We start from the raw sequence: 20711 nt of genomic DNA on the forward strand, positions 1-20711 counted from the left end.
AGTGGAAGGTACTTTTGGTACGCATCACCCCTTGCCGCCAAATAAATATATGGCCTAACTACATCTTAACCACCCTTTTCGGCGCCAACCTCGTAACGAGTTGAGTTTCAACGGTAGTTAATTCGCCATTCCCACCCGGACCTACTATTGTTCAATCCTCGTACCGAAACCTCGACAGTGACAGTCCGTCCTCGACGACCTCAACCAGCGCGACCATAACACTAAAATGCCCGTTCGTTGACGCTATCCGACGCCAAATACATTAAGCAATGAGGCTATTTGTGACCGATACTACGCCGTAAGTGGACTGCTAGCAATCGGACTTTCCGGACACTTGAGGACCTCCTCTTTCGCAGCAGAAAGTCGTTCAAATTTATATTGAGTCAGTGTTCCGTCCTTATAGCATATGATCAATTTCATAGCTCTGTATTGATGTGGGCAATATCCATTCAATGACAGAAGGAAGAATTTCGTAGCCAACTTATTTACACAACCTGCGCCAACAAAACGACTTCCGATCTTTAATGTTGCTTGACCGTCAAGGAAATTTCCCCTAGGATCTAAGGAATTTCCGCAATTTAAGGCGCTCTCATGCAAGCTATCCAAAGTGAAAATTCACATTTCCAAACCGTTTCAATTTTGGAAGCTGCGATTGATGACTACGAAAACGGGGGGTATGGGGGAAAGGCGTTAGATGTTGCAAGAGTCGCTCTCGCGACAGCTCTCGCAACATCGTGCGCTATTCCGATCACACCAAAAATTTCTCTTGAAAGTGTACTGGCACAGTTGGAAACAGTCAGCACAGGACAGCGAGCTAGTGCAGTTTTGCTCATGCGTGCCATTGTTGTAGATGGATTAGTTGGAACTGATGATCCAGGAAGTAAGGCCAGCCGAATAGTTCCTCAATTTATTGAAAGATCTGTTCCCGATATTGCGAAACATCTTAAAACTAGCGAGAAACGCCAAAATTTTGAAAAGCTGAAAGCGTTTCAAAGCTTCCATGGTTTTGCCGTAAGTAATTTTGAGATTCTTAACAATTTAACTGATGATCTAGTTGAAATAAAAAACTTAGATGCTGATTTACGTCGACCATTTGCAAATAGACTCTTCTTAACCTACTTCCAGCCGTTTGGTTTTAGTGCGGTAAAAGGAAAAGTTGAATCAATTTTAGATCAAGTCTCACGGCTTGTAGCTTGCACAGATTCTCGCTATAAATCTTATTTTGACCAGCTATCAGACGACGTAGTCGAGCTTAAGCAGTTCTGCATAGAGAACCGTTCATTTTTCACAGCTGGACCGATTAATCGTTTCGTGGAAGTCATGCAGACAGCTATCACTACGCTTGAAAGTTCTGCATCAGAGCTTTTTTATTGCAATGTGGCTCCGAAACGAAAATCAATAAAGGCTGCAGAAAAAAATACCCACTTCATGAAACCGGGAGGTCCGTTGTCTTTTCAATTCCTATGGAAAATTCCGGCCCCGGCTTGGCTGTCGATGTAGTGGCAGAAATTGACTGCGGAAATGATAGTTCAATAATCGTCGAGAATCCACAGCAGCGTCTCGGTGACATACCTCCTGGAGATTTTGCAATCCTCGTTAGCGCATATATCATGGACAGTACGCCGATGGTTCAGTTCACTGTACAGTTAGAATGGCATCAATTGTTTGGAAAAGGCGATGGACATGTATTTAACGTCGAAATTGAGGCGCAGAATTCTTCCGTTGACTGGAATTCGCTAGAAAATTTAGAACCATATAGTTTGGAGGTTGCGGAGGGTGATACGTTTGTGGGTCGCGTCGCAAAGTTAAAATCTATAGGTAATCGTCTTCTAAAAAAACCCATGTCTTCAACTTATATAACAGGCCAAAAGCGCATAGGAAAGACGTCACTAGCCCGTGCTGCGATTGACCATGCTCAAGCAAGCAATGATCGAAACGAAGTACATCAACTATATCTTGAGTATGGAGAATACTGCTCTTCGTCTCCTCAGATGACTGTTAAGGCACTTGGCGATGAAATTTTCTCATTTCTTGAAAGCTACCTTGCTCCGGGCTTTCAAGTGCAACGACCGGATTTCCTAGGCTCCCTTGCACAGTTAAATACTATTGCAAAATCTCTTGCTACCCAGTCACCCGAAAAACGGTTTGTAATCGTACTCGACGAGTTTGACGAAATTCACCCAGAGATGTACCGCCTAGGAGCGCTTGCTGAAACCTTCTTTGCCAATCTCCGCACACTGGCTTCGAGAAGTAATTTAGCGTTCATTCTGGTTGGTGGAGAAAAAATGCCGTTCATCATTGGAGCTCAAGGAGATCAGCTAAATAAATTTGTGCGCGAGCCACTCGACTACTTTTCTCGAAGCAATGAATGGGCAGAGTATTGTAGATTGGTAACGAATCCTGTTGTTGATCTCTTGAATTGGGACGAGGCTGCTATAAATGAACTATTTAACGTTACCAACGGCCACCCATACTACACGAACTTATTATGTTCGAAGGTTGTCGCTATTGCCATTGACGAACGTGATACCGAAATAATTGTTTCTGACGTTCGCCATGCATTGAATATAGCTGTCTCCGAACTAGATACGAATTCTTTTGCTCACATGTGGAAGGACGGCATCAACGCTGAGCGAGAAGAAGCGGAAGTAACGGAGTTAAAGCGTCTGCGGATGCTGGTTGCAATAGGACGTGCCTTTCGTGAAAACCAACGTACTAGTGCCGGAATTCTTGCTCATTTGAACGCAGTTAGATTGCCAGAGCATGAAGGGATGCCAATATTGGAGGATTTTCTTAGGAGAGAAATACTGCGGGAACATAATGGTGAACTTCGATGCACTGTACAGCTTTTCGAAAAATGGCTTATTGAAATCGGCGTCAATCGACTAATTGCTAGCACTTTAGCTGATGATCTCGAGGTTCAATTACAGCAGGCAAATGATGCGGCTTACGTAGCGGCAGGAGAGGTTCAAGCGCTTTCTGATTCTTGGCCACTATACCGTTCCCAAGCTGTTGGCGCGGAAGCTATTCGCTCTTGGCTAGAACAGGTAAAAAGTTTCCAAGAGCAGCGACTTCTGTTCAAAATTCTTCAAAACATCAGATTTTTACGTTCTGAAGAAGTTGAGGATAAACTGAAATTCGCACACAGTCGATTTGTATTGCAACGTGTGGGTGCACTTCAAATTGAAAAACGTACTGATAAGCGCCGCGATGTTTGGCTTACCTATGTCGGAGGGCCTGGAAAGAGCGGAACTCAGTACGCTCGTATGTATGCAAAGGCAAATTCCATTTCGACTGAGTGCATAATGGAGCCCGCAAGTATAGAAAAGAAACTAAGAGAAGCAGATGCAAATTTTATTAAACCAAAAGCAATCTTGCTAATTGATGACGTAGTTGGATCAGGGAAAACCATGTCAGAGGGCATCACAAGTCTCTCCGGACAATGCGGTGCACTTTTAGTTAATTTATCGATTCCTGTATTGGCTGTTGTGTTGATTTCTACTGAAGAGGGAGAGCAGAAAATAATCAGCACCGTAAAAGCTACACCATTTTGCCATGTGGAGCTTTATGTTTGCGAGCATCTAGCACCGAGCAATTACGCCTTTCCGAATACTGGCATTGGAATCTGGAGCAATCAAGAAGAAAAAGATCGTGCGAAATCTTTGTGTTTAAAATTAGGTACGGAATTGTATAAAAATCCGTTGGGCTACGCCGGGCAAGGACTTCTCCTTGTTATGCCCGATACATGTCCGAATAATTCACTACCTATCTTGCATAGGAGTAAGCAAACACCGCCTAATTGGCGCGCGATATTTCCTAGGCCAACTACTTAAGGAAGTATAAATTATTCGTCAAAGTCACCACGCTTGGCACGTCCGCAAATTCCGTGACAACGAAGTTCATCCTTAAAACATCGTTCACACACACGTAGGCGTAGGCAGTAGCGTGCTTGTTGCACTGCCCACTTAGGCACTCCAAGCATGTACATAAAATCTCCAAGCATCCTAGTCCGGTTGACCGCCCGCCAGTTGGTTCGCCTGGAGTTGCGAATGATCCAGTACTGATTGCGAAACTCATCCTCGATTTGCTCAAGTATCCGCAGTGAATTATCATCAAAATTTGCCATATCACTTCCCTCCTCCCGTCAAATACGGTGGAGTAACTGTCAGAACGGACAATCGTCCACCACCTGTGGCAACCCCGGTGCCGTTGCCAGGTACACGACGCCGAGATTGTTGTTGCACCAGGTCTGCAAGCCGTCCATGCAATGGCCTAATAGCGCCTGGAATGCGACCTGCACAGCGCGCAGCATGTTTGTACAAAACGGCACCCGCCATACATCGACTTCCGGCACCACGATGCCCCTGGAGCGGAAGTAGCGCTTCTGGTCAAGCGCCCTGCACTGCATTTATTTGCCGCAGTATTTCGCTATGTAGCTGGCGATCTTGTGCGCCCCGGCCACGCCAAAGCCGAAACGGTGCGGGTCACGGACGTGGACTTGGCCCATCTGTTCGCCGTTCGGGCCACGCCCCAGGATGCCTTGCCTGATGGAGCGCAGCAGCGCATACATTTGCCGCCCCGCGATGGTCACATGAAAATGCAAGGCGCCTCTGGCTTGCTCTTCAATGACCGCCACATAATGAAATTGTTTATGTTTACCAAGTTTTCGACAAAAGGCTTTCCAGTGTTTTAATGCAAGTTCGCGGTCCAGCATGTTTTCTCTATAGGTCAACGTCACCATGCGGTCAGCGCCGATTTGCTTGCAGCAAAGACGCACATTCTTCTTTGCGCGCCTGCCCGCATCGTCATCATTCGCTTCGCGCTGGCTCGATTCGCTGCGTTTCGCCCGTGGTTTGCGCTGTAGTGCTGGACCGATAGAGAAACGTTCCTTAACGACACTGACTTCACGCTGTCCATCTGGAAATACACGGCGTCTGGCCGCGCAAGTATCGTTCCAGCTATTCTTAATACCTCTGCCGACCGACCACGCGACAGAGCGAGTGAACAACTCCCATTTATTTCAAATGATACAAACATGCTACAAAGCTGTTCAATAGTTTCGAGGATTCCTGCCGTTTACGTATGCAAGGCATGAACAACAAAGTTCTGCCGCACCAACAGGAGAGATCGTATGGCAGGAATATCAGCAGTCAGCGGCGGTACGGGATTTATCCCTACGCAAAGCAAAAAAGACGCCACCAGCGCGGCCAATGCGGCAGAGCAAAAGATCGCCGCGCCGGTCAGCGAGCCGCCGCAGGGTGCCAATGCGGAAGTCGCTGGCGCGACGGCAAGTAAGGCGCCGGACGGCGCGGCAGCGTTGTCGAACACGCTGCAGAGCCAGTACGACGCCTCGCGCGTAGACACGTCGGCTGTCGATGGACGCGCCGCCAAGACTGAGACCGGCAGCGCCGACACGGCCAAAGCTGGCGGTACCGAACAGGCCGGCGCGACCGGCGCGTCCGCCGTCAGCAATGACGCCAGCCTCACCGCCACGGCGAGTTCCAGCAAGACTTACGAAACCGAAGCCGAAGACAAGAACGAAAACGGCGAGGTCACCGAGCAGGAGCGCGCGGACTACAAGGAAACCAACGCCTATCTCAACAAGCATCCCGAAGCCGCTGCCAACGCAAAAGTCAAGGTCGCGGTCGATGCCTACGTGAATGGCGCGGCATCCTTTGCCGAACCACCACGGTCCGCCATTGCGACACAGGCCTGATACTACAATGGTGGGTATCAGTTAAACTGTTCCCGCTTTCCGTTTCGTTCCTGTTTCAAGTAGACCATGCCAACAACTGCCGAAGTGCTCATCGTCGACGATGATCCCGATATCTGTACCCTGCTAGTCGCCTATCTGGGTGATTTCGGCATCCGCGCCCAGGCGGTCCGTGACGGCACCGCGATGCGCTCGTCTCTTGCCCGGCAGCGCTTCGACATCATCATCCTGGATTTGATGTTGCCGGGTGAAGACGGACTGTCTCTGTGTCACAGCATTCGCTTCCTGTCTGATATTCCCATACTCATGCTCACGGCGCGGGGCGAACGCGGCGACAAGGTGGCCGGACTGGAGGCTGGCGCCGACGATTACGTGATTAAACCGTTCGACCCGCGAGAGCTGGTGGCGCGACTGCACACCATCTTGCGGCGCATTCGTGGCCGCGGCGTGGGAGCGCCGCCGACGCCAGAGCGCAGGCTGCCGCCGGCCAACGACATCTGCTTCGGTGGTTGGCGGCTGAACCGCGCCACTCGCGAACTGACCTCGCCCGCGCAGTTGCTGATCCCCCTGTCCTACGGTGAATTCCGGCTGTTGTCTGCGTTCATCGAGAAGCCGCAAAGTGTCCTCAGCCGTAGTTATCTGTTGAGTGCGGCGCGCGGGCGCAGCATGGAGGCGTACGACCGAACCATCGACTTGCTGGTGTCTCGGCTGCGCCAGAAACTCGACACCGACAGCACGGCCAGGCCGCTGTTGCGCACCATCCGCGGCGAAGGTTATCTGCTCGACGTGGCATTCGAAGCATGAGGTTCAAGTTCGTAGACACGCTGTTCTCTCGCCTGTTCGCCTTGGCAGTCAGCGCCATCGTGGCTAGCCACGCCATCGCCTTTGGCCTGTTTTTCATGCTCTATCACGATGCGGCTCGCTGCCACCCGCAGCCGCCGGTGGGCGGCATGGTCATTGGAGTCGTCACGGAGTTGTTGGCACTGGCCACGGCCGCCTGGCTGGGTGCGCGCAGCATCGCGCGTCCGATCCAGCAATTGGCGGCCGCCGCAGTTGAGCTCGGCAACGACGTGAACCGCTCGGCCCTGACGGAAAGCGGCCCTGTCGAGGCGCAGTTGGCGGCGCGCGCTTTCAACCGCATGCAATCCGATCTGCGCCAGCAACTGGCTGCCCGCGGCCACTTTCTCGCCGCCGTTTCGCACGACCTGCGCACCCCGCTGACGCGAATACGGCTGCGCGTCGAGCAGTTGGCCGAGCCCAATGTGCGCGCCCAACTGCACGCCGATGCCGCCGAGATGGCCGCCATGCTCGACGCCACACTGGAGTATCTGCGCGGCGAAGCGGCCGTCGAGGTCCCGGCCATGCTCGATGTGCAAGCCCTGGTGAGTTCAATGACTGAAGATTATCAGGAGCAGGGACACTCCATTGAATGCGCAGGCGTAGTCGCGCCCATTCTGGCGCAGCCGATCGCGTTGCGGCGCGCCCTGGCCAATTTGATGGAAAATGCGCTGCGTTACGGCGGAATGACGAAGGTTGAGTGCGCCATGCACCCATCCGGACTGTCCATCACGATCCACGACCAGGGTCCAGGCATTCCGGCCGCCGAACTGACCGCCGTCATGCAGCCGTTCTACCGCCTGGAGTCGTCGCGTAACAAAGCCAGTGGTGGCGTGGGCCTCGGATTATCCATCGCGCACGAAGCCATTGAGAGACAAGGCGGCACGCTCACCTTATACAACGCCCCCGAAGGCGGCCTGGTCGCCACAGTGCTGTTGCGACCGAACAAATGTTGAGCGCCGCCAGCCCATCCCGGCGGTCGCCGATGCGCATTTGCTTTCCGTAATATTCCATCACGATCTATTGGTACGCGCTATAGCTGACAATCAAGCGGCGCAACGAGGCTCGGCTGCTCGGACACCGATGCAGGTATTTTATTAACCATGTATAACAAGGATAAAACTATGCGTTCCTACCCGCCTAATAGCCCGCAGGCTGTTTCCCGACTGCTCGCTTTGAGCGTCATTATTGATGGTGGAGGCTCGCCGCTTGAGATTGCGGCCACTTACCGACTTGGCATTCTTGACTATGCGGGGATTCAAGAAGATGTTTTCGACCAAGTGCTTCGCGAGATGTGGACTGATCTCCCGACAACACCTGACGGCCTGGTAAAAGTTGAGACCGAAATGATTGATCAGTTGCTGGCGGAAATTGTGCGACCCGATTTACGTCTAGGCCTATGGAAGGCGATGTGGCAACTGGTTTACGCGGACGAAAATCTGGCCGACGCCGAAATCGCGCTGCTTCTCCGGGTGACGAGCACATGGGGAATCGAGGCGGGCGCTAACGGTGATGGCCAGATAGCCGAGCCGGTTCCTGCGCCCCATCGGCGGTGATCATGCGATGGCTCTGCGGCGCGGGTGGGTCCACGCGCGCATAGTTGGCGCTGATGTGAAATAGAAGGAAGCATGCTGTTCCTTGCAGCTTGCCCTGAAGGACGGCGACAATATGTGAAGCGAATCAGAGCAGTGTGACAGCTTGGAGCCTGGCGACAACGGCATCGCCGTCGCGCCGGGTCCGCTTCACCAACATCCATGAAACGTTCAGTCCATAGTTCAAGCCGAAACTACCCTGAGCTCGCGTGTACATTGTGATAATGTAAATATCGCACTGGTCTTAGAATTCGACGGATCGCAGTGGACGATTTACTTCAACGGACGACGCCCATGACTTGACTCAGGAGCGAAATACTTTCGTATCATCACCTTACTCCCCCCCTGAGTCCTGTTTCATGTCGATACCGCGCCATCGCAATGCCTTCAAGCGGCGCTCGAAAACTCCTCGAAGGCCGCCAGCGCATTTGCGGAGTACATTGCCGATGGCCCCCCGCCCATGTAGATGGCCATGCCCAGGGTTTCTTCGAGCTCGGCCTTGGTGGTCCCCAGCTTTACCAGTGCCTGGACATGAAAGCCTATGCAGGCGTCGCAATGAGCCGCGATGCCCAAGGCAAGTGCGATGAGTTCCTTGGTTTTCTTGTCCAGCGCCCCGTCGCGCGTTGCGGCGCGCGCCAAGTCGCCAAAACCTTTCATGACGTCGGGAATATCGGTGCGCAGGGTCGCCAATTGCTGCGATACGGATTGTGTCAGTGCGCGATAGCCGCTTGTATTCATTGCCATGTTACTTGCCTCCATTCTTTGTCTTATTTTTTCACCGGGCAGGTGCGAATGCCAAATGGCAGATACGCGGGACAGAAGCGGAAAATACCCGTCGCCAAGGGGATGACGCCCAGCCAACCCCAGGCGCCGATGGCGCCATACAGTGTGGCGGCGATCAGGCCCACCCCTAACAGTATGCGAATCGCACGATCGATATTGCCTACGTTCGCGTTCATGGTCTTGCTCCTCTATGGTTAATCGTCGCGATGAAAATATCAGACACGCGCCCAAATCGCGTGGACGCGTCCTTGCTTTATCAGAGCATATTCCATGCCAGCAGCACAGCAAACGGGTAAGGGATATAAAACAGGCACTTACGGCCAGGTGACTGCCACCGCCGCGCTGCCAGCCGGCCGGCGGCACTGCCACGCTGCCACAGTGGCAGTGATCGAATGGCAGCGTGCGAGACGGCAGCCTGCATTGCGGCTAAGCGAGGCCCAGAGCTTTCAGGCGGCGGTACAAGGTGCGCTCGCTGAGGCCCAGGTGCGCCGCCAGTTCCTTGCGCGTGCCGCCGAAGCCGGCGTGCACCTCGGCCAGCGGGGCGCTGGTGCCGCGTAGCGGCATGCCTGGCGTGGCGCCCTGCTCCACCGGTGCCGCCAGTAACTGCTCGACGCGGATCACGCCGTCGTCGGCGAACAGGCTGGCCCTTTCCAGCACGTTGCGCAGTTCGCGGATATTGCCTGGCCATGGACGTTGCTGCAACTGCGCCATGGCAGCGTCGTCTACCGTCAGCTTGCGTTTGCCGGCGCCCACGCGGCGCAGGAATGAATGTACGAGCAGCGCGATGTCGTCCGGCCGTTCGCGCAACGGCGGCAAAACAATGGGAAACGCACTGATGCGATAGTACAAGTCCTGCCGGAACTCGCCCCGCGCCATCATTTTTTCCAAGGATTTGTGCGTCGCGGCGACCAGGCGGAAATTGGCGTGCTGGGTCTCGACACTGCCTACGCGCCGGTAGGTGCCCGATTCAATCAGGCGCAGCAGCTTGACTTGCATGGCTAGCGGCACGTCGCCTATTTCGTCGAGAAACAAGGTGCCGCCTTGCGCCGTGTCGACCAGTCCCGGCTTGCGCGAGGTGGCGCCCGTGAAGGCGCCCTTTTCGTGTCCGAACAATTCGCTTTCGAACAGCGTCTCGGTCAGTCCGGAGCAATCGACCACGACGAATGGTCCCGCGGCCCGCGCGCTGTTTTCATGCACGGCGCGCGCAAACAGTTCCTTGCCGGTGCCTGACTCGCCCAGCAACAGCACCGGCAGCAGCGAAGGCGCTACCCGCTGCAATGCCGCCAGGACCCGGTTAAATGCGGCGGAGCGGCCAACCAGCCCTTCGTCGCTGGGCTTGGCCGAAGCACTGCGCACCACTTCCAGCCGTTCGACGTACGCGGTAATGGTGCCGGCGGCATCGAAGATAGGACGCAATTCAACGGAAACGTGCTCGGGACCGCGCGGCGTGTGGTGTATATGCAGCACGCGGTCCGGTCCACGCAGTTCCTGCGCTTTCTTCATGGGGCAATGTTCACCAGCCTGGTCGCAAGGCGTATCGTAATGATGTGAAATGCGGTAGCACTTATGGCCGATCACGGGCTGCTCAATGCTGCCGAATTGTCGCTGATATGCAACATTCGCGGCCAGGATAGTGTAGTCGGGATCAAGGACGATCATCGGCTGGACCTCGTGTTCCAGGAACGAGATCAAGGACTGCACCATAGGCTGGCTGGCGGGCGCTCCGATGTGTGTGACTGGCGGCTTGGGCATGCTGGCTCCTTATTGTGATGCCATGGTGTCTCAGGACTGCCAATGCGTCAAGTGGCACTGCCAGTGGCAGTGCCAAAGTGACGTCTGGCATGTCGGCGTACCCATACCGGCAGCAAGAAAACAAATGAAATCAGGGATTTACAAGGCATTCGCGGCGCAACATCGTGCTGGCACAAGTTTTGCTAACACTACTAAAACTTATGCACGCCACGTTTGCACCTCCAGGAGATTGACAGATCATGACCACCACACCACTGCATGTAGAAGGCTATTTCGACCCTGCCACCAGCACCGTCAGCTACTTGGTCCTGGATCCGGCCACGCGCCACTGCGCCTTGATCGACAGCGTGCTCGACTATGATCCGAAGTCAGGCCGCACCAGCACCGCCTCGGCCGACCTCCTGCTGGCGCGCGTCGCGGCACTGGACGCCAAGGTCGAATGGATACTGGAAACCCATGTGCATGCGGATCATTTGACCGCCGCGCCCTACCTGAAGGAAAAACTGGGTGGCAAGATCGGCATCGGCCAGCATATCGCCACCGTGCAGCAGGTATTCGGCAAGCTGTTTAACGCCGGCGCCGACATGGCGCGCGACGGCAGCCAGTTCGACCATCTGTTTGCCGATGGCGAGCTGTTTTCCATCGGCGCGCTGCAATGCCGCGCCCTGCACACGCCCGGCCACACACCGGCCTGCATGAGCTATGTCGTCAGCAACGCTACGCACAGCGCCGCCTTTGTCGGCGACACGCTGTTCATGCCGGACTATGGCACGGCCCGCTGCGACTTTCCCGGCGGCGATGCGCGCACCCTGTTCCACTCCATCAACAAGGTACTGAGCTTGCCGGAGGATACCTTGCTCTACATGTGCCACGACTATCAGCCGGGCGGCCGCGAAGTGCGCTATGTCAGCACCGTCGGCGAGGAGCGCACCGGCAATATCCATGTGCGCAACGGCATCAGCGAAGAAGAATTTGTTGCCATGCGTACCAAACGCGATGCGTCGCTGGAAATGCCGACCCTGATCCTGCCATCGGTGCAAGTCAATATGCGCGCCGGGCATCTTCCCGAGCCTGAGACGAACGGCATACGCTATCTGAAAATACCGCTCAACGCGGTCTGACAACACACAGCACAGACTGGACGGAGACAAACATGCAAATTCATCCACTGGCGCCCGGCCTGTCCGTATCGGCGCAGATTCTTCCGCACGAGCTCGCTGCGCTCAGCGAGGCGGGCTTTCAATCGCTTATCTGCAATCGTCCCGATGGCGAGGGCGGCGACCAGCCACTCTTTGCCGAGATCTCACGGGCGGCAGTAGCGCTGGGCATGCGCGCCCATTACCTGCCGGCCGAACCGGGCAAAGTGAGCGATGAGCAGGGCATCGCCTTTGGCCAGCTGCTGGCTCAGCTACCGAAGCCGGTACTGGCCTATTGCCGAACGGGCATGCGCTCGACAACGATGTGGGCACTGTCGCAGGCGAATCACCAGTCCCTTCCACACATCATGGAGGCCGCAAAAAAGGCCGGCTTCGATCTGCAAGGCGTGGCGCGGCGCATCATCAATCATGGCCGCACGCCCCTCGATGCCGCCGAAGTGGCGCACGCCGTGGTCATCATCGGCGGCGGTGCTGCGGGCATCGCTACCGCATCGAGCCTTTTGGCGCGCCAACCCGATCTCGACGTCGCCATTATCGACCCTGCCGACGTCCATTACTACCAGCCTGGCTGGACCCTGGTTGGCGCCGGCATATTCGATGCTCCGCAAACCGCCCATACCATGGCATCGACCATTCCCCGTGGCGCGCACTGGATCAAGTCTGCGGTGGCGGCATTTGAACCGGAACGCAACGCCGTCATTCTGGATGGCTGCCGGATCGTCCGGTATGAACAACTGGTCATTTGTCCTGGCCTGAAGCTTGACTGGCATGCGATCGACGGATTGCCCGAAACCCTGGGACGCAATGGCGTCACCTCCAACTATCTGTACCATCTCGCGCCATACACCTGGGACCTGGTGCAGTCCCTGCGCGCCGGACGGGCAATTTTCACCCAGCCGCCGATGCCGATCAAATGCGCCGGCGCGCCACAAAAAGCGATGTACCTGTCCGCCGACCACTGGAAGCGCCATGGCGTGCTGGGGCAGATCAAGGTCGAATTCTGCAGTGCCGGCGCGGTGCTGTTCGGCGTTGCTGATTACGTGCCGGCGCTGATGGAATACATAGACGCTTACGCCGTCGATCTCAATTTCGGCCATACGCTGGTGAGCGTTAACGGGCCTGCCAAAATCGCCACTTTCAGCCGCACAGGCGCCGACGGCGGCCGGCAACTCGTCGAGCGTCCGTTCGATCTGCTGCACGTCGTGCCGCCCCAGGTGGCGCCCGACTTCATTCGTGTCAGCGCCCTGGCCGACGCCGCCGGCTGGCTCGACGTTGATCCCGCGACACTGCAGCATCGGGTGTGGAGCAATATCCATGCACTGGGTGACGTTGCCAATACGGCCAACGCCAAGACGGCAGCGGCGGCGCGCAAACAGGGCCCCGTCGTGGCGCACAACGTGCTGGCAGCGCTGGGCCGGGCAACGGGCAGCGCGCACTACGACGGCTACGGCTCCTGCCCGCTGACTGTCGAGCGCGGCAAGATCGTCCTGGCGGAATTTACCTATGGCGGCAAGCTGGCACCGAGCTTTCCAACCTGGCTCATTGACGGCACGCGTCCTTCGCGACTGGCCTGGCTGCTCAAGGAGCGCATCCTGCCGCCGCTGTATTGGCGAGGCATGCTCAAGGGGCGCGAGTGGATGGCGAAACCCGAATTGGCCGATCAATGACGCCTAGCCGTTATCTTGAGGGGCGAGCATGACCATCATCCTGCTGCTTGGCTTTACAGTCGGCATTATCCTGGCACTCACCGGTGCAGGCGGAGGCATCCTTGCCGTGCCTTTGCTGGTATTTGGCGCTGGCTTGAGCATGGCGCAGGCGGGTCCGATCGGCTTGCTGGCGGTCGGTCTGGCGGCGGCCCTGGGCGCGGTGATGGGCCTGAAAACCGGGACGGTACGCTACAAGGCGGCGATGCTCATCGCCGGCGCGGGCATCATCTGCTCCCCTCTTGGCTTGTGGCTGGCGCAGCGCAGTCCGAATCGGCCGCTGGCGATCCTGTTTTCCCTCGTGCTGCTTTACGTTGCGCTGCGCGTCTACCAGCGCGCCACTTCCGGCGCCGCCGATACTGCGGCGTCCGGCAAACGCGCGCCGCCCTGCCGACTCGACGCCACGCGTGGAAAACTGCGTTGGACGGCCCCTTGCGCCAGGGCGCTGGCCCTGGCGGGCGTGGCCGCGGGAATCCTGTCCGGTTTGCTGGGTGTCGGCGGCGGCTTCGTGATGGTTCCCGCATTGCAACGCTACACGGATTTGACAACGCAATCGATCGTCGCGACCTCGCTTGCGGTCATTGCGCTGGTATCGATGTCAGGCGTCGTCGCCAGTACGGCGGCCGGTCACTTGCAGTGGGCCATTGCGTTGCCTTTCGCCATCGGCTCCCTGGCCGGCATGGCGGGCGGGCGCCTGGTCGCCTCCAGGCTGCCGGCGCAGCATCTGCAGAAAGCGTTTGCGATTGTTGCCGCAGTGGCCGCGCTGGCGCTGTTTGTCAAGGCTATCTGATGGCCTTGCGTTCAGCCGCTACAGCCGGCATGGTCAATTGCTCCAGATGGGCGATACCCACAGGATCGTCCGCCAGCAATGGCACTACCGCGTAGCGATGCGCGAGCTGCCGGGCCACGGTCGCGATGTGCGCATGCTCGTTCAGGGCGCGCTGGCGCAGCAGCGGCGAGCGCGGGCTGGCCGCGCACAGGCTGTTGTTGATGACCCAGGCCCACGGTTCGATCCCCGCCCTGCGCAGGTCGGCCTGCAGGCCGGCGGCTTCCAGCACCGGGGTCGTCTCGGCCAGCGTGACGATCAATACCTTGGTCTGGGCCTGGTCCTGCAACTGCATCATGGGCGTCGTGAAGTGCAGCTGCGTGTCGGCCATCTGGCGCATGACTTCCCGGTGATAGGCGCCCGTTGCGTCCAGCAACAATAGCGTGTGGCCCGTGGGGGCGGTATCCATCACGACAAATTGTCTGCCAGCTTCGCGTATCGCGCGCGAAAACGCCTGAAAGACGGCAATTTCTTCGGTACAGGGCGAGCGCAAGTCCTCGGCCAGCAATGCGCGCCCGGCCGCATCGAGTTTCTTGCCTTTTGTCTCCATCACTTCCTGGCGGTAGCGCTCAGTTTCCGCGTGCGGATCGATGCGGCTCACGCTCAGATGCTCCAGTGAGCCGCTGAGCGTTTCGGACAGGTGCGCCGCAGGATCCGACGTCGTCAGATGCACCGCATGGCCGCGCCTGGCCAGCGCCACCGCCACGGCGGCGGCAATGGTGGTCTTGCCGACGCCCCCCTTGCCCATCAGCATGATCAGACCGTGACCGTTCTGGGCAATCTCGTCGACCAGGCTGGCAAGGGCCGGCGTGGCGATCGTTGGCAGCGCCGCCACGGCGGGAGGCGCGCTGCCGCCCTCGGCCAGCAGCAGGCGGCGCAAGGCGTCAAGGCCGACCAGATTGAACGGCATCAGCGCGATCCGGTCTTGTGGCAATGACAGCAGTGCCTCGGGCAAGGCGGCCAGAGCCTGCTGCTCGCGCTGCACGACGGCCGCGGCGAGCGCATCGCTTGCCCCCTCTGACGGCGGCAAGACGCCATTGATGACGAGATATTGTTGCGTCAGGCCAATGGCGGCGAGCTCATCATGCGTGCGGGCCGCTTCACGCAGGGTGGCGCCTTGGGCCCGCGCCACCAGGATCAAACGGCTGCGCGCAGGATCGGCCAGCGCCGCGACGGCCGCATGGTAGCGGTCGCGCTGCTTTTCCAGTCCGGCCAGCGGTCCCAGGCAGGAAGCATCGCCCTTGCCTGCTTCCAGGAACGCATCCCAGGCGCCCGGCAATTGCAGCATGCGTATGGTATGGCCGGTTGGCGCCGTATCGAACACGATATGGTCATAATCCTCGAGGATATGCGCATCGGTGAGCAGCGCGGTAAATTCGTCGAAGGCCGCGATTTCGGTGGTGCACGCTCCTGAAAGCTGCTCCTCGATGGATTTGACCACCGCTTCGGGCAGCACGCCGCGCACCGGCCCGACGATCTTGTCGCGATACAGCTGGGCGGCGGCCTGCGGATCGATTTCCAGCGCGCTCAGGCCGGGAACGGCCGGGATGGGAGTGATCCGGTTGCCGATCGTCATGTCAAACACCTGGCCGACGTTGGAAGCCGGATCGGTGCTGACCAACAGGACGCGCCGACCCTGGTCGGCCAACAGCACGGCGTGGGCGCAGGCCAGCGAGGTTTTCCCCACCCCTCCTTTGCCCGTGAAGAACATGAACGAGGGGGGATGGTCGAGAAAATGGAAGGCGGCTGACATCGACGAACTCCTTAGCAGGTTTTTCCGCCGCAGCAGGAGCCGGCGGCTGGGGCACTAGCGTCGGGCATGGCGACGCCGGCCCAGCGGGCCAGTTCCGCCCGCTGGGGGTAGCGCCCGGCCAGGGCCAGCTCGCCATCGACCAGTATCAGCGGAAGCGAATCGGCACCGGAGCGCTCCAGGAAGCGCTTCACTTGCATATTATCTGCGAAGGCCATCGGTTGTTGGGCCAGGTTGTAGCGCTCCAGCTGCACACCGTTCATGCGCGCCCACTCCGCATCGGCCGAAAACTGCAGCAACCGCGGTGCAATGTCCACCCCGCATACGCCACTGCTGCAGCACATGGCGGGTTCGAATACCTGAATGATTGTCATTTGCAAGCGCTCCTGTCGTTACTGTTACCAGACAATAGGCCCGATATGGCCAGGAAACAAGCGCGGCGGCATATTGTGCCGCCTGTATTTGCAAAAAAATTGATCTCGCGATGGCTGACCCGCAAATACACGAATTTTTCATCGCGCGATGCCGATCGGGTAAGTATCATGTCAGCATGAACTGCCATGCTCAGGCGGTTATCAAGGAGAGCAAGCGATGTTCTTAGCGCGCACATGCATGGTGCTGTCGGCCCTGACTTTCAGCGGCGCGGTCTGTGCGGATGTCCACTGCACGGATCCGATTGCCGACTGGAAACCTCGCGAGCAATTGCAGCGGGAAGCCGAACAGCGCGGCTGGACGGTCCAGCGCATCAAGATCGATGATGGCTGCTACGAGCTCAGAGCCATTGATCGCAACGGCAACAAAATCAAGGCCAAGTACTCCCCCGCATCGCTGCGCATGCGCAGCCTGGCGGTAGACTTCGGCAATGACGGCGACGCCTCCGACTATCTTGGCCCCGTGCCGCAGGGACCCATCAGGCGGCGTACCGGCCCAACATCCCATGGGGAAAAGCAATGAAAAACATCACAGCCTGTGCCTGCCTTGCAGGTGCATTGGCACTGCCCGGTCTCGTCCAGGCCCGCCCGGTCGCACTCACCGCGCAACTGAAGAACTACGCCGGCAACGGCGCCTACCTGGCGGTGTATGTCACGGATGCCGCCGGCAAGTACAAGAAGACGTTATGGATCGCCGGAAAGAAATCGAAATACTACAAGCACCTGAGCGACTGGGCACGTGGCAGCGGCATGAACGCGCGCGAATTTGACGGGATCAGCGGAGCGAGCGTCGGCAGCGGCAAAACCCTCAAGGTGACGGTCGAACTGGCCGACACCCTGATCGATGCGGGCTACGAGATCCGGGTTGACAGCGCGGCAGAGGACGGGCGCGATAATCCGGCCGACGTGCGCGCTCCACTGACCAAACAAGGCGCAGGCAAGCCCGTTGCCGGGCGCGGCTACGTCAAATCCTTCACTTACGACATGTAACCGCCACCCGCATGTTTCGACAGATCCATTCGCTCGCTGGCCTGATCAGCGCACTGCTGGTCATGCTCATCGGTTTGACGGGCGCTGTACTGTCGATCAACCCCGCGCTCGAACGGCTGGCGACCAGCGTGCCGGCGGGCATCAGCGTTGCCGAACTGGCGGGCCGGGTGGCGCGCCACTATCCGGGCGCGGAGCAGATCCAGCGCACGGCCTCCGGAACCATCATCGTCTATTACAGCGCGGGCGACATCTCGGGCGTGGACCGGGTCGACCCGTCCAGCGGCAAGGCGATCGCGCCGTATGCGCCGCCCGCATACGCGCGCTGGTTCAGGGAGTTGCACAGATCGCTGTTCCTCGACACGCCAGGCAGCGCCGCTGTCGGCATCACGGCCCTGGCGATGCTGCTGCTGTCGGTCTCAGGGCTATTCCTGCTGATCAAGCGGGTGGGCGGTTGGCGCCAGCTGGCACGTCCCCTGCATGGCAATCGCAGCCAGCGCTGGCACGCCGCGGTGGCCCGTTTTGCTGTCGCCGGCCTGCTGTTGTCCGCGGTGACCGGCAGCTACATGTCGGCGGCGACCTTCAGCTTCATTTCCGATGGCAGCCAGGACGAACCCGATATCCCTGCCACCACCTCCGGCGGCTCGCCGCTGCCCGCTGCCCGCTTGCCAGCCTTGCTGGCCACCAGTCTGGCCGATCTGCGCGAACTTTCCTTTCCGCTTGCCGGTGACAGCAGCGCCGTCTACACCTTGCGCACCCGGCAAGGCGACGCCTATGTCGACCAGTCCAGCGGCGCGCTGCTGGCCTTCCGCGCGCACAGCAATGTCCGGGAAGCCTTTGAACTTATCTACCAGTTGCATACGGGCGAAGGCCTGTGGTGGCTGGGCCTGGCGCTGGGCCTGAGTGCGCTCGGCGCGCCCTGGCTGGCGGTGACGGGCATCGCCGTTTGGTGGCAGCGGCAGCGGGCCAAACCGCGCATCGCCAACAACTCGGCTCCGGCTTCGGCCGACAGCGTGATCCTGGTGGGCAGCGAAAACAACAGTACCTGGGGCTTTGCGCGCGTGCTGCACGATGCATTGCGCGAGGCCGGACAACGCGTGCACACGGCGCCGATGAACCAGTTCTCGTCGCGCCACGGCGCCGCGCGCCAGTTGTTCATCCTGACGGCGACGTATGGCGACGGCGATGCACCCGCCAGCGCCACGCACTTTCTGGCCAAGTTGGCCGGTATTGACCCCCATCAAGCGGCAAGTTACGCCGTGCTCGGTTTCGGCGACCGCCAGTTCCCTACCTTCTGCCAGTTCGCGCAGGAGGTCGACGCGGCGATGGCGGCGCGCGGATGGCGCCGCTTGCTGGAACTGGCCCTGATCGACCGCCAGTCGCCCCAGGAATTCGCGCGCTGGGGGAGCCAGGTCGGCGCGCTGCTGGGCCACGAGCTCGTGCTCGAACATGCCCCGGCACATCCGCATACGCATGCACTGCAGTTGCGCGAGCGCATCGCCTACGGCGAGGAAGAACACGATCCCACCGTCGTGCTGCGCTTTGTCGCCGCCCCGCCGCCCGCCACCGCCGGTTGGCTGAAAAGCCGGCTTGCGCGCCATCGGCTGCCCCACTTTGAGGCCGGCGACCTGGCCGGCGTCATCGCGCCCGGCAGTCCCATGCCGCGCTTTTATTCGCTGGCGAGCGGATCGAGCGACGGCGTGCTGGAAATTTGCGTGCGCAAGCAGCCCGGCGGCGTGTGTTCGAGCTACCTGTACAACTTGCTGCCGGGGGACCGCATCGAGGCGTTTGTCCAGCCCAACCCGCAATTTCGTCCGGCCCTGGGCAAAGCGCCCGTCATCCTGATCGGTGCCGGTACCGGGATCGGGCCGCTTGCCGGTTTCATCCGCAACAATACGGGCCAGCATCCGATGTACCTGTACTGGGGCGGGCGCCATCCCGCCTCCGATTTTCTGTATGAGCCCGAACTGCGCAACTATCTGGCCGACCGCCGGCTGACGCAACTGCACACGGCCTTCTCCAGGGTCGAGCATGGCGTCCACGTGCAGACCCGGCTGATGGACGACGCCGACAATATGCGCCGCCTGATCGCCGACAATGGCCAGGTGCTCGTCTGCGGCAGCCGCGCCATGGCTGCCAGCGTGAGGCAGGCCCTGGACCAGATACTCGCGCCGCTCAAGCTCGATGTGGCAGCCCTGCGCGACAAGGGAAGGTATCGTGAAGACGTCTTCTGAGCCAGCGCTGCGGCGCTACAGCCTGAATGGCGAGACCATGGGCGGCCGCTATACGGCCGTATTCTATGCAGCCGGGCAACCGGACCTGGCCGCCATCGGCGCCAGCCTGTTCGCCGCCGTCGACAGGGTCGACCGGCAGATGTCGACCTGGAATGCTGCCTCGGACCTGTGCCGCCTGAACGCGGCGCCGGAGCATACCTGGCTTCCTGTGCCGCCGGAGCTGGCGCAGGTGCTCGCTGCGGGACTGCTGGTCAGCCGCGAATCGGGCGGCGCCTTCGACATGGCGGTTGGCCAGTTGGTGGAAGACTGGGGTTTCGGGCCGTCGCAATGCGCGCCATCGCCGCAGATCGCGGCACAGCATGGCATGACATACTGCCCGGCCGCCGGGGCATTGGACGTGGATCTGGCGCGCCGGCAGGTGCGCAAGCGCGCACCGCTCATGCTCGACCTGTCGGGTATCGCCAAGGGTTTTGGCGTCGACCAGCTGGCGCACTGCCTCGATGGCTGGTCCATCACCAGCTATCTGGTCGGCATCGACGGAGAAATGCGCGCGCGCTCAGCCAGGCCCGATGGCCAGGCCTGGAGCGTGGCGATAGAAAAGCCGACACATGGCGTCCGCGAAATCGGTGGCGTGATGGAATTGCATGACATGGCCATCGCCACCTCGGGTGATTATCGCCGCTGGGTCGAGATTGACGGCACGCGCCATGCGCACACCATGCATCCGGCCTTGCGTCAACCGGTAGCGAACCGTCTCGCGGCCGTTACCGTCCTCGCCCCCAGCTGCACGCTGGCCGACGCCTGGGCCACGGCGCTCATGGTCCTGGGCGAGGTGGACGGTGTCGCGCTGGCCAGGAAACGCGGCATGGACGTGCTGTTCGTCTTGCGCCGCGGCGCCTTGCTCGAAGAAATTCTGATCATCGACGGGAAGATGGCCTGAGCTGCA

At 59.0% G+C, this 20711-nt stretch carries 20 protein-coding genes; 13 read left to right on the plus strand and 7 right to left on the minus strand.

Going from position 1 to position 20711, the window contains the following annotated elements; genetic code table 11:
- The first annotated feature begins 591 nt into the window (after window positions 1-591).
- Both ACQ4WL_RS12240 and ACQ4WL_RS12245 read left to right on the plus strand, forming a co-directional pair.
- Window positions 592-1500 (plus strand): hypothetical protein, encoded by a 909-nt coding sequence (locus ACQ4WL_RS12240; RefSeq protein ID WP_436509990.1) that lies wholly within the window; start codon window positions 592-594, stop codon window positions 1498-1500.
- On the plus strand, window positions 1464-3833 hold the full coding sequence (locus ACQ4WL_RS12245) for a phosphoribosyltransferase-like protein (protein WP_436509991.1): 2370 nt from the start codon (window positions 1464-1466) through the stop codon (window positions 3831-3833). Before ACQ4WL_RS12240 ends, ACQ4WL_RS12245 begins: the two co-directional genes overlap by 37 nt.
- Before the next feature lie 332 nt (window positions 3834-4165).
- Here the strand turns inward: ACQ4WL_RS12245 and ACQ4WL_RS12250 are convergent, their stop codons facing one another.
- Both ACQ4WL_RS12250 and ACQ4WL_RS12255 read right to left on the minus strand, forming a co-directional pair.
- A complete protein-coding gene (locus ACQ4WL_RS12250) occupies window positions 4166-4354 on the minus strand; it encodes a hypothetical protein (RefSeq protein WP_436509992.1) in 189 nt (62 codons plus the stop codon).
- Window positions 4355-4408: 54 nt separating this feature from the next.
- On the minus strand, window positions 4409-5008 hold the full coding sequence (locus ACQ4WL_RS12255; protein WP_436509993.1) for a rolling circle replication-associated protein: 600 nt from the start codon (window positions 5006-5008) through the stop codon (window positions 4409-4411).
- A 123-nt stretch (window positions 5009-5131) separates the two neighbouring features.
- Between ACQ4WL_RS12255 and ACQ4WL_RS12260 the strand changes: the two genes are divergently transcribed.
- The 4 genes from ACQ4WL_RS12260 (at window position 5132) to ACQ4WL_RS12275 (ending at window position 8106) form a co-directional block, all read left to right on the plus strand.
- Window positions 5132-5716: a hypothetical protein gene (locus ACQ4WL_RS12260; protein ID WP_436509994.1), complete on the plus strand. Its 585-nt coding sequence runs from the start codon at window positions 5132-5134 to the stop codon at window positions 5714-5716.
- Window positions 5717-5782: 66 nt separating this feature from the next.
- The gene (locus tag ACQ4WL_RS12265) at window positions 5783-6517 is read left to right on the plus strand and encodes a response regulator (protein WP_436509995.1); all 735 of its coding nucleotides are present in this window, start codon (window positions 5783-5785) and stop codon (window positions 6515-6517) included.
- Window positions 6514-7506, plus strand: coding sequence for a sensor histidine kinase (locus ACQ4WL_RS12270; RefSeq protein WP_436509996.1), 993 nt, complete (start codon window positions 6514-6516; stop codon window positions 7504-7506). The genes ACQ4WL_RS12265 and ACQ4WL_RS12270 overlap by 4 nt, the downstream gene beginning before the upstream one ends.
- A 168-nt stretch (window positions 7507-7674) precedes the next feature.
- A complete protein-coding gene (locus tag ACQ4WL_RS12275) occupies window positions 7675-8106 on the plus strand; it encodes a TerB family tellurite resistance protein (protein ID WP_436509997.1) in 432 nt (143 codons plus the stop codon).
- A 423-nt stretch (window positions 8107-8529) separates the two neighbouring features.
- Here the strand turns inward: ACQ4WL_RS12275 and ACQ4WL_RS12280 are convergent, their stop codons facing one another.
- The 3 genes from ACQ4WL_RS12280 to ACQ4WL_RS12290 all read right to left on the minus strand — a co-directional run bounded on the left by ACQ4WL_RS12280 (window position 8530) and on the right by ACQ4WL_RS12290 (window position 10677).
- Window positions 8530-8880, minus strand: coding sequence for a carboxymuconolactone decarboxylase family protein (locus tag ACQ4WL_RS12280; RefSeq protein ID WP_436510081.1), 351 nt, complete (start codon window positions 8878-8880; stop codon window positions 8530-8532).
- A 29-nt stretch (window positions 8881-8909) separates the two neighbouring features.
- Window positions 8910-9101 (minus strand): YgaP family membrane protein, encoded by a 192-nt coding sequence (locus ACQ4WL_RS12285; RefSeq protein WP_436509998.1) that lies wholly within the window; start codon window positions 9099-9101, stop codon window positions 8910-8912.
- 250 nt (window positions 9102-9351) lie between these two features.
- The gene (locus tag ACQ4WL_RS12290; RefSeq protein ID WP_436509999.1) at window positions 9352-10677 is read right to left on the minus strand and encodes a sigma-54 interaction domain-containing protein; all 1326 of its coding nucleotides are present in this window, start codon (window positions 10675-10677) and stop codon (window positions 9352-9354) included.
- Between the two features lie 239 nt (window positions 10678-10916).
- On the opposite strand from ACQ4WL_RS12290, the gene ACQ4WL_RS12295 reads away from it, so the two are divergent.
- The 3 genes from ACQ4WL_RS12295 to ACQ4WL_RS12305 are packed head-to-tail and all read left to right on the plus strand — an operon-like array spanning window position 10917 to window position 14327.
- Entirely contained in the window at window positions 10917-11798 is an 882-nt protein-coding gene (locus ACQ4WL_RS12295; protein ID WP_436510000.1) for an MBL fold metallo-hydrolase, read from the plus strand.
- Window positions 11799-11830: 32 nt separating this feature from the next.
- Window positions 11831-13501, plus strand: a complete 1671-nt coding sequence (locus ACQ4WL_RS12300; RefSeq protein ID WP_436510001.1) for a bifunctional protein tyrosine phosphatase family protein/NAD(P)/FAD-dependent oxidoreductase — start codon at window positions 11831-11833, stop codon at window positions 13499-13501.
- 28 nt (window positions 13502-13529) lie between these two features.
- The gene (locus ACQ4WL_RS12305) at window positions 13530-14327 is read left to right on the plus strand and encodes a sulfite exporter TauE/SafE family protein (RefSeq protein WP_436510002.1); all 798 of its coding nucleotides are present in this window, start codon (window positions 13530-13532) and stop codon (window positions 14325-14327) included.
- On the opposite strand, the gene arsA is transcribed toward ACQ4WL_RS12305, so the two are convergent.
- Together arsA and arsD are read right to left on the minus strand one after the other, a co-directional pair.
- Entirely contained in the window at window positions 14320-16116 is a 1797-nt protein-coding gene (arsA, locus tag ACQ4WL_RS12310) for an arsenical pump-driving ATPase (RefSeq protein ID WP_436510003.1), read from the minus strand. The two genes, ACQ4WL_RS12305 and arsA, sit on opposite strands and share 8 nt — an antisense overlap.
- Before the next feature lie 11 nt (window positions 16117-16127).
- A complete protein-coding gene (gene arsD / locus ACQ4WL_RS12315; protein WP_436510004.1) occupies window positions 16128-16487 on the minus strand; it encodes an arsenite efflux transporter metallochaperone ArsD in 360 nt (119 codons plus the stop codon).
- 217 nt (window positions 16488-16704) lie between these two features.
- Here arsD and ACQ4WL_RS12320 point away from each other — a divergent pair, with 217 nt between their 5' ends.
- From ACQ4WL_RS12320 to ACQ4WL_RS12335, 4 genes are read left to right on the plus strand one after another with little or no spacing between them, the layout of a single operon-like run.
- Window positions 16705-17067 (plus strand): PepSY domain-containing protein, encoded by a 363-nt coding sequence (locus ACQ4WL_RS12320; RefSeq protein WP_436510005.1) that lies wholly within the window; start codon window positions 16705-16707, stop codon window positions 17065-17067.
- Entirely contained in the window at window positions 17064-17534 is a 471-nt protein-coding gene (locus tag ACQ4WL_RS12325) for a DUF2271 domain-containing protein (protein WP_436510006.1), read from the plus strand. Before ACQ4WL_RS12320 ends, ACQ4WL_RS12325 begins: the two co-directional genes overlap by 4 nt.
- A gap of 11 nt (window positions 17535-17545) precedes the next feature.
- Window positions 17546-19765: a PepSY domain-containing protein gene (locus ACQ4WL_RS12330; protein ID WP_436510007.1), complete on the plus strand. Its 2220-nt coding sequence runs from the start codon at window positions 17546-17548 to the stop codon at window positions 19763-19765.
- The gene (locus ACQ4WL_RS12335) at window positions 19749-20705 is read left to right on the plus strand and encodes an FAD:protein FMN transferase (protein WP_436510008.1); all 957 of its coding nucleotides are present in this window, start codon (window positions 19749-19751) and stop codon (window positions 20703-20705) included. Before ACQ4WL_RS12330 ends, ACQ4WL_RS12335 begins: the two co-directional genes overlap by 17 nt.
- Window positions 20706-20711: the final 6 nt, after the last annotated feature.

Source organism: Janthinobacterium kochi, assembly GCF_051380715.1.
Lineage (GTDB): Bacteria > Pseudomonadota > Gammaproteobacteria > Burkholderiales > Burkholderiaceae_D > Janthinobacterium.

Excerpts from the sequence above, each read along its gene's own strand:
- ACQ4WL_RS12240 (WP_436509990.1), top strand. The coding sequence starts at position 592 with ATGCAAGCTATCCAAAGTGAAAATTCACATTTCCAAACCGTTTCAATT.
- ACQ4WL_RS12245 (WP_436509991.1), top strand. The coding sequence starts at position 1,464 with ATGGAAAATTCCGGCCCCGGCTTGGCTGTCGATGTAGTGGCAGAAATT.
- ACQ4WL_RS12260 (WP_436509994.1), top strand. The coding sequence starts at position 5,132 with ATGGCAGGAATATCAGCAGTCAGCGGCGGTACGGGATTTATCCCTACG.
- ACQ4WL_RS12265 (WP_436509995.1), top strand. The coding sequence starts at position 5,783 with ATGCCAACAACTGCCGAAGTGCTCATCGTCGACGATGATCCCGATATC.
- ACQ4WL_RS12270 (WP_436509996.1), top strand. The coding sequence starts at position 6,514 with ATGAGGTTCAAGTTCGTAGACACGCTGTTCTCTCGCCTGTTCGCCTTG.
- ACQ4WL_RS12275 (WP_436509997.1), top strand. The coding sequence starts at position 7,675 with ATGCGTTCCTACCCGCCTAATAGCCCGCAGGCTGTTTCCCGACTGCTC.
- ACQ4WL_RS12280 (WP_436510081.1), bottom strand. The coding sequence starts at position 8,880 with ATGAATACAAGCGGCTATCGCGCACTGACACAATCCGTATCGCAGCAA.
- ACQ4WL_RS12285 (WP_436509998.1), bottom strand. The coding sequence starts at position 9,101 with ATGAACGCGAACGTAGGCAATATCGATCGTGCGATTCGCATACTGTTA.
- ACQ4WL_RS12290 (WP_436509999.1), bottom strand. The coding sequence starts at position 10,677 with ATGCCCAAGCCGCCAGTCACACACATCGGAGCGCCCGCCAGCCAGCCT.
- ACQ4WL_RS12295 (WP_436510000.1), top strand. The coding sequence starts at position 10,917 with ATGACCACCACACCACTGCATGTAGAAGGCTATTTCGACCCTGCCACC.
- ACQ4WL_RS12300 (WP_436510001.1), top strand. The coding sequence starts at position 11,831 with ATGCAAATTCATCCACTGGCGCCCGGCCTGTCCGTATCGGCGCAGATT.
- ACQ4WL_RS12305 (WP_436510002.1), top strand. The coding sequence starts at position 13,530 with ATGACCATCATCCTGCTGCTTGGCTTTACAGTCGGCATTATCCTGGCA.
- arsA (WP_436510003.1), bottom strand. The coding sequence starts at position 16,116 with ATGTCAGCCGCCTTCCATTTTCTCGACCATCCCCCCTCGTTCATGTTC.
- arsD (WP_436510004.1), bottom strand. The coding sequence starts at position 16,487 with ATGACAATCATTCAGGTATTCGAACCCGCCATGTGCTGCAGCAGTGGC.
- ACQ4WL_RS12320 (WP_436510005.1), top strand. The coding sequence starts at position 16,705 with ATGTTCTTAGCGCGCACATGCATGGTGCTGTCGGCCCTGACTTTCAGC.
- ACQ4WL_RS12325 (WP_436510006.1), top strand. The coding sequence starts at position 17,064 with ATGAAAAACATCACAGCCTGTGCCTGCCTTGCAGGTGCATTGGCACTG.
- ACQ4WL_RS12330 (WP_436510007.1), top strand. The coding sequence starts at position 17,546 with ATGTTTCGACAGATCCATTCGCTCGCTGGCCTGATCAGCGCACTGCTG.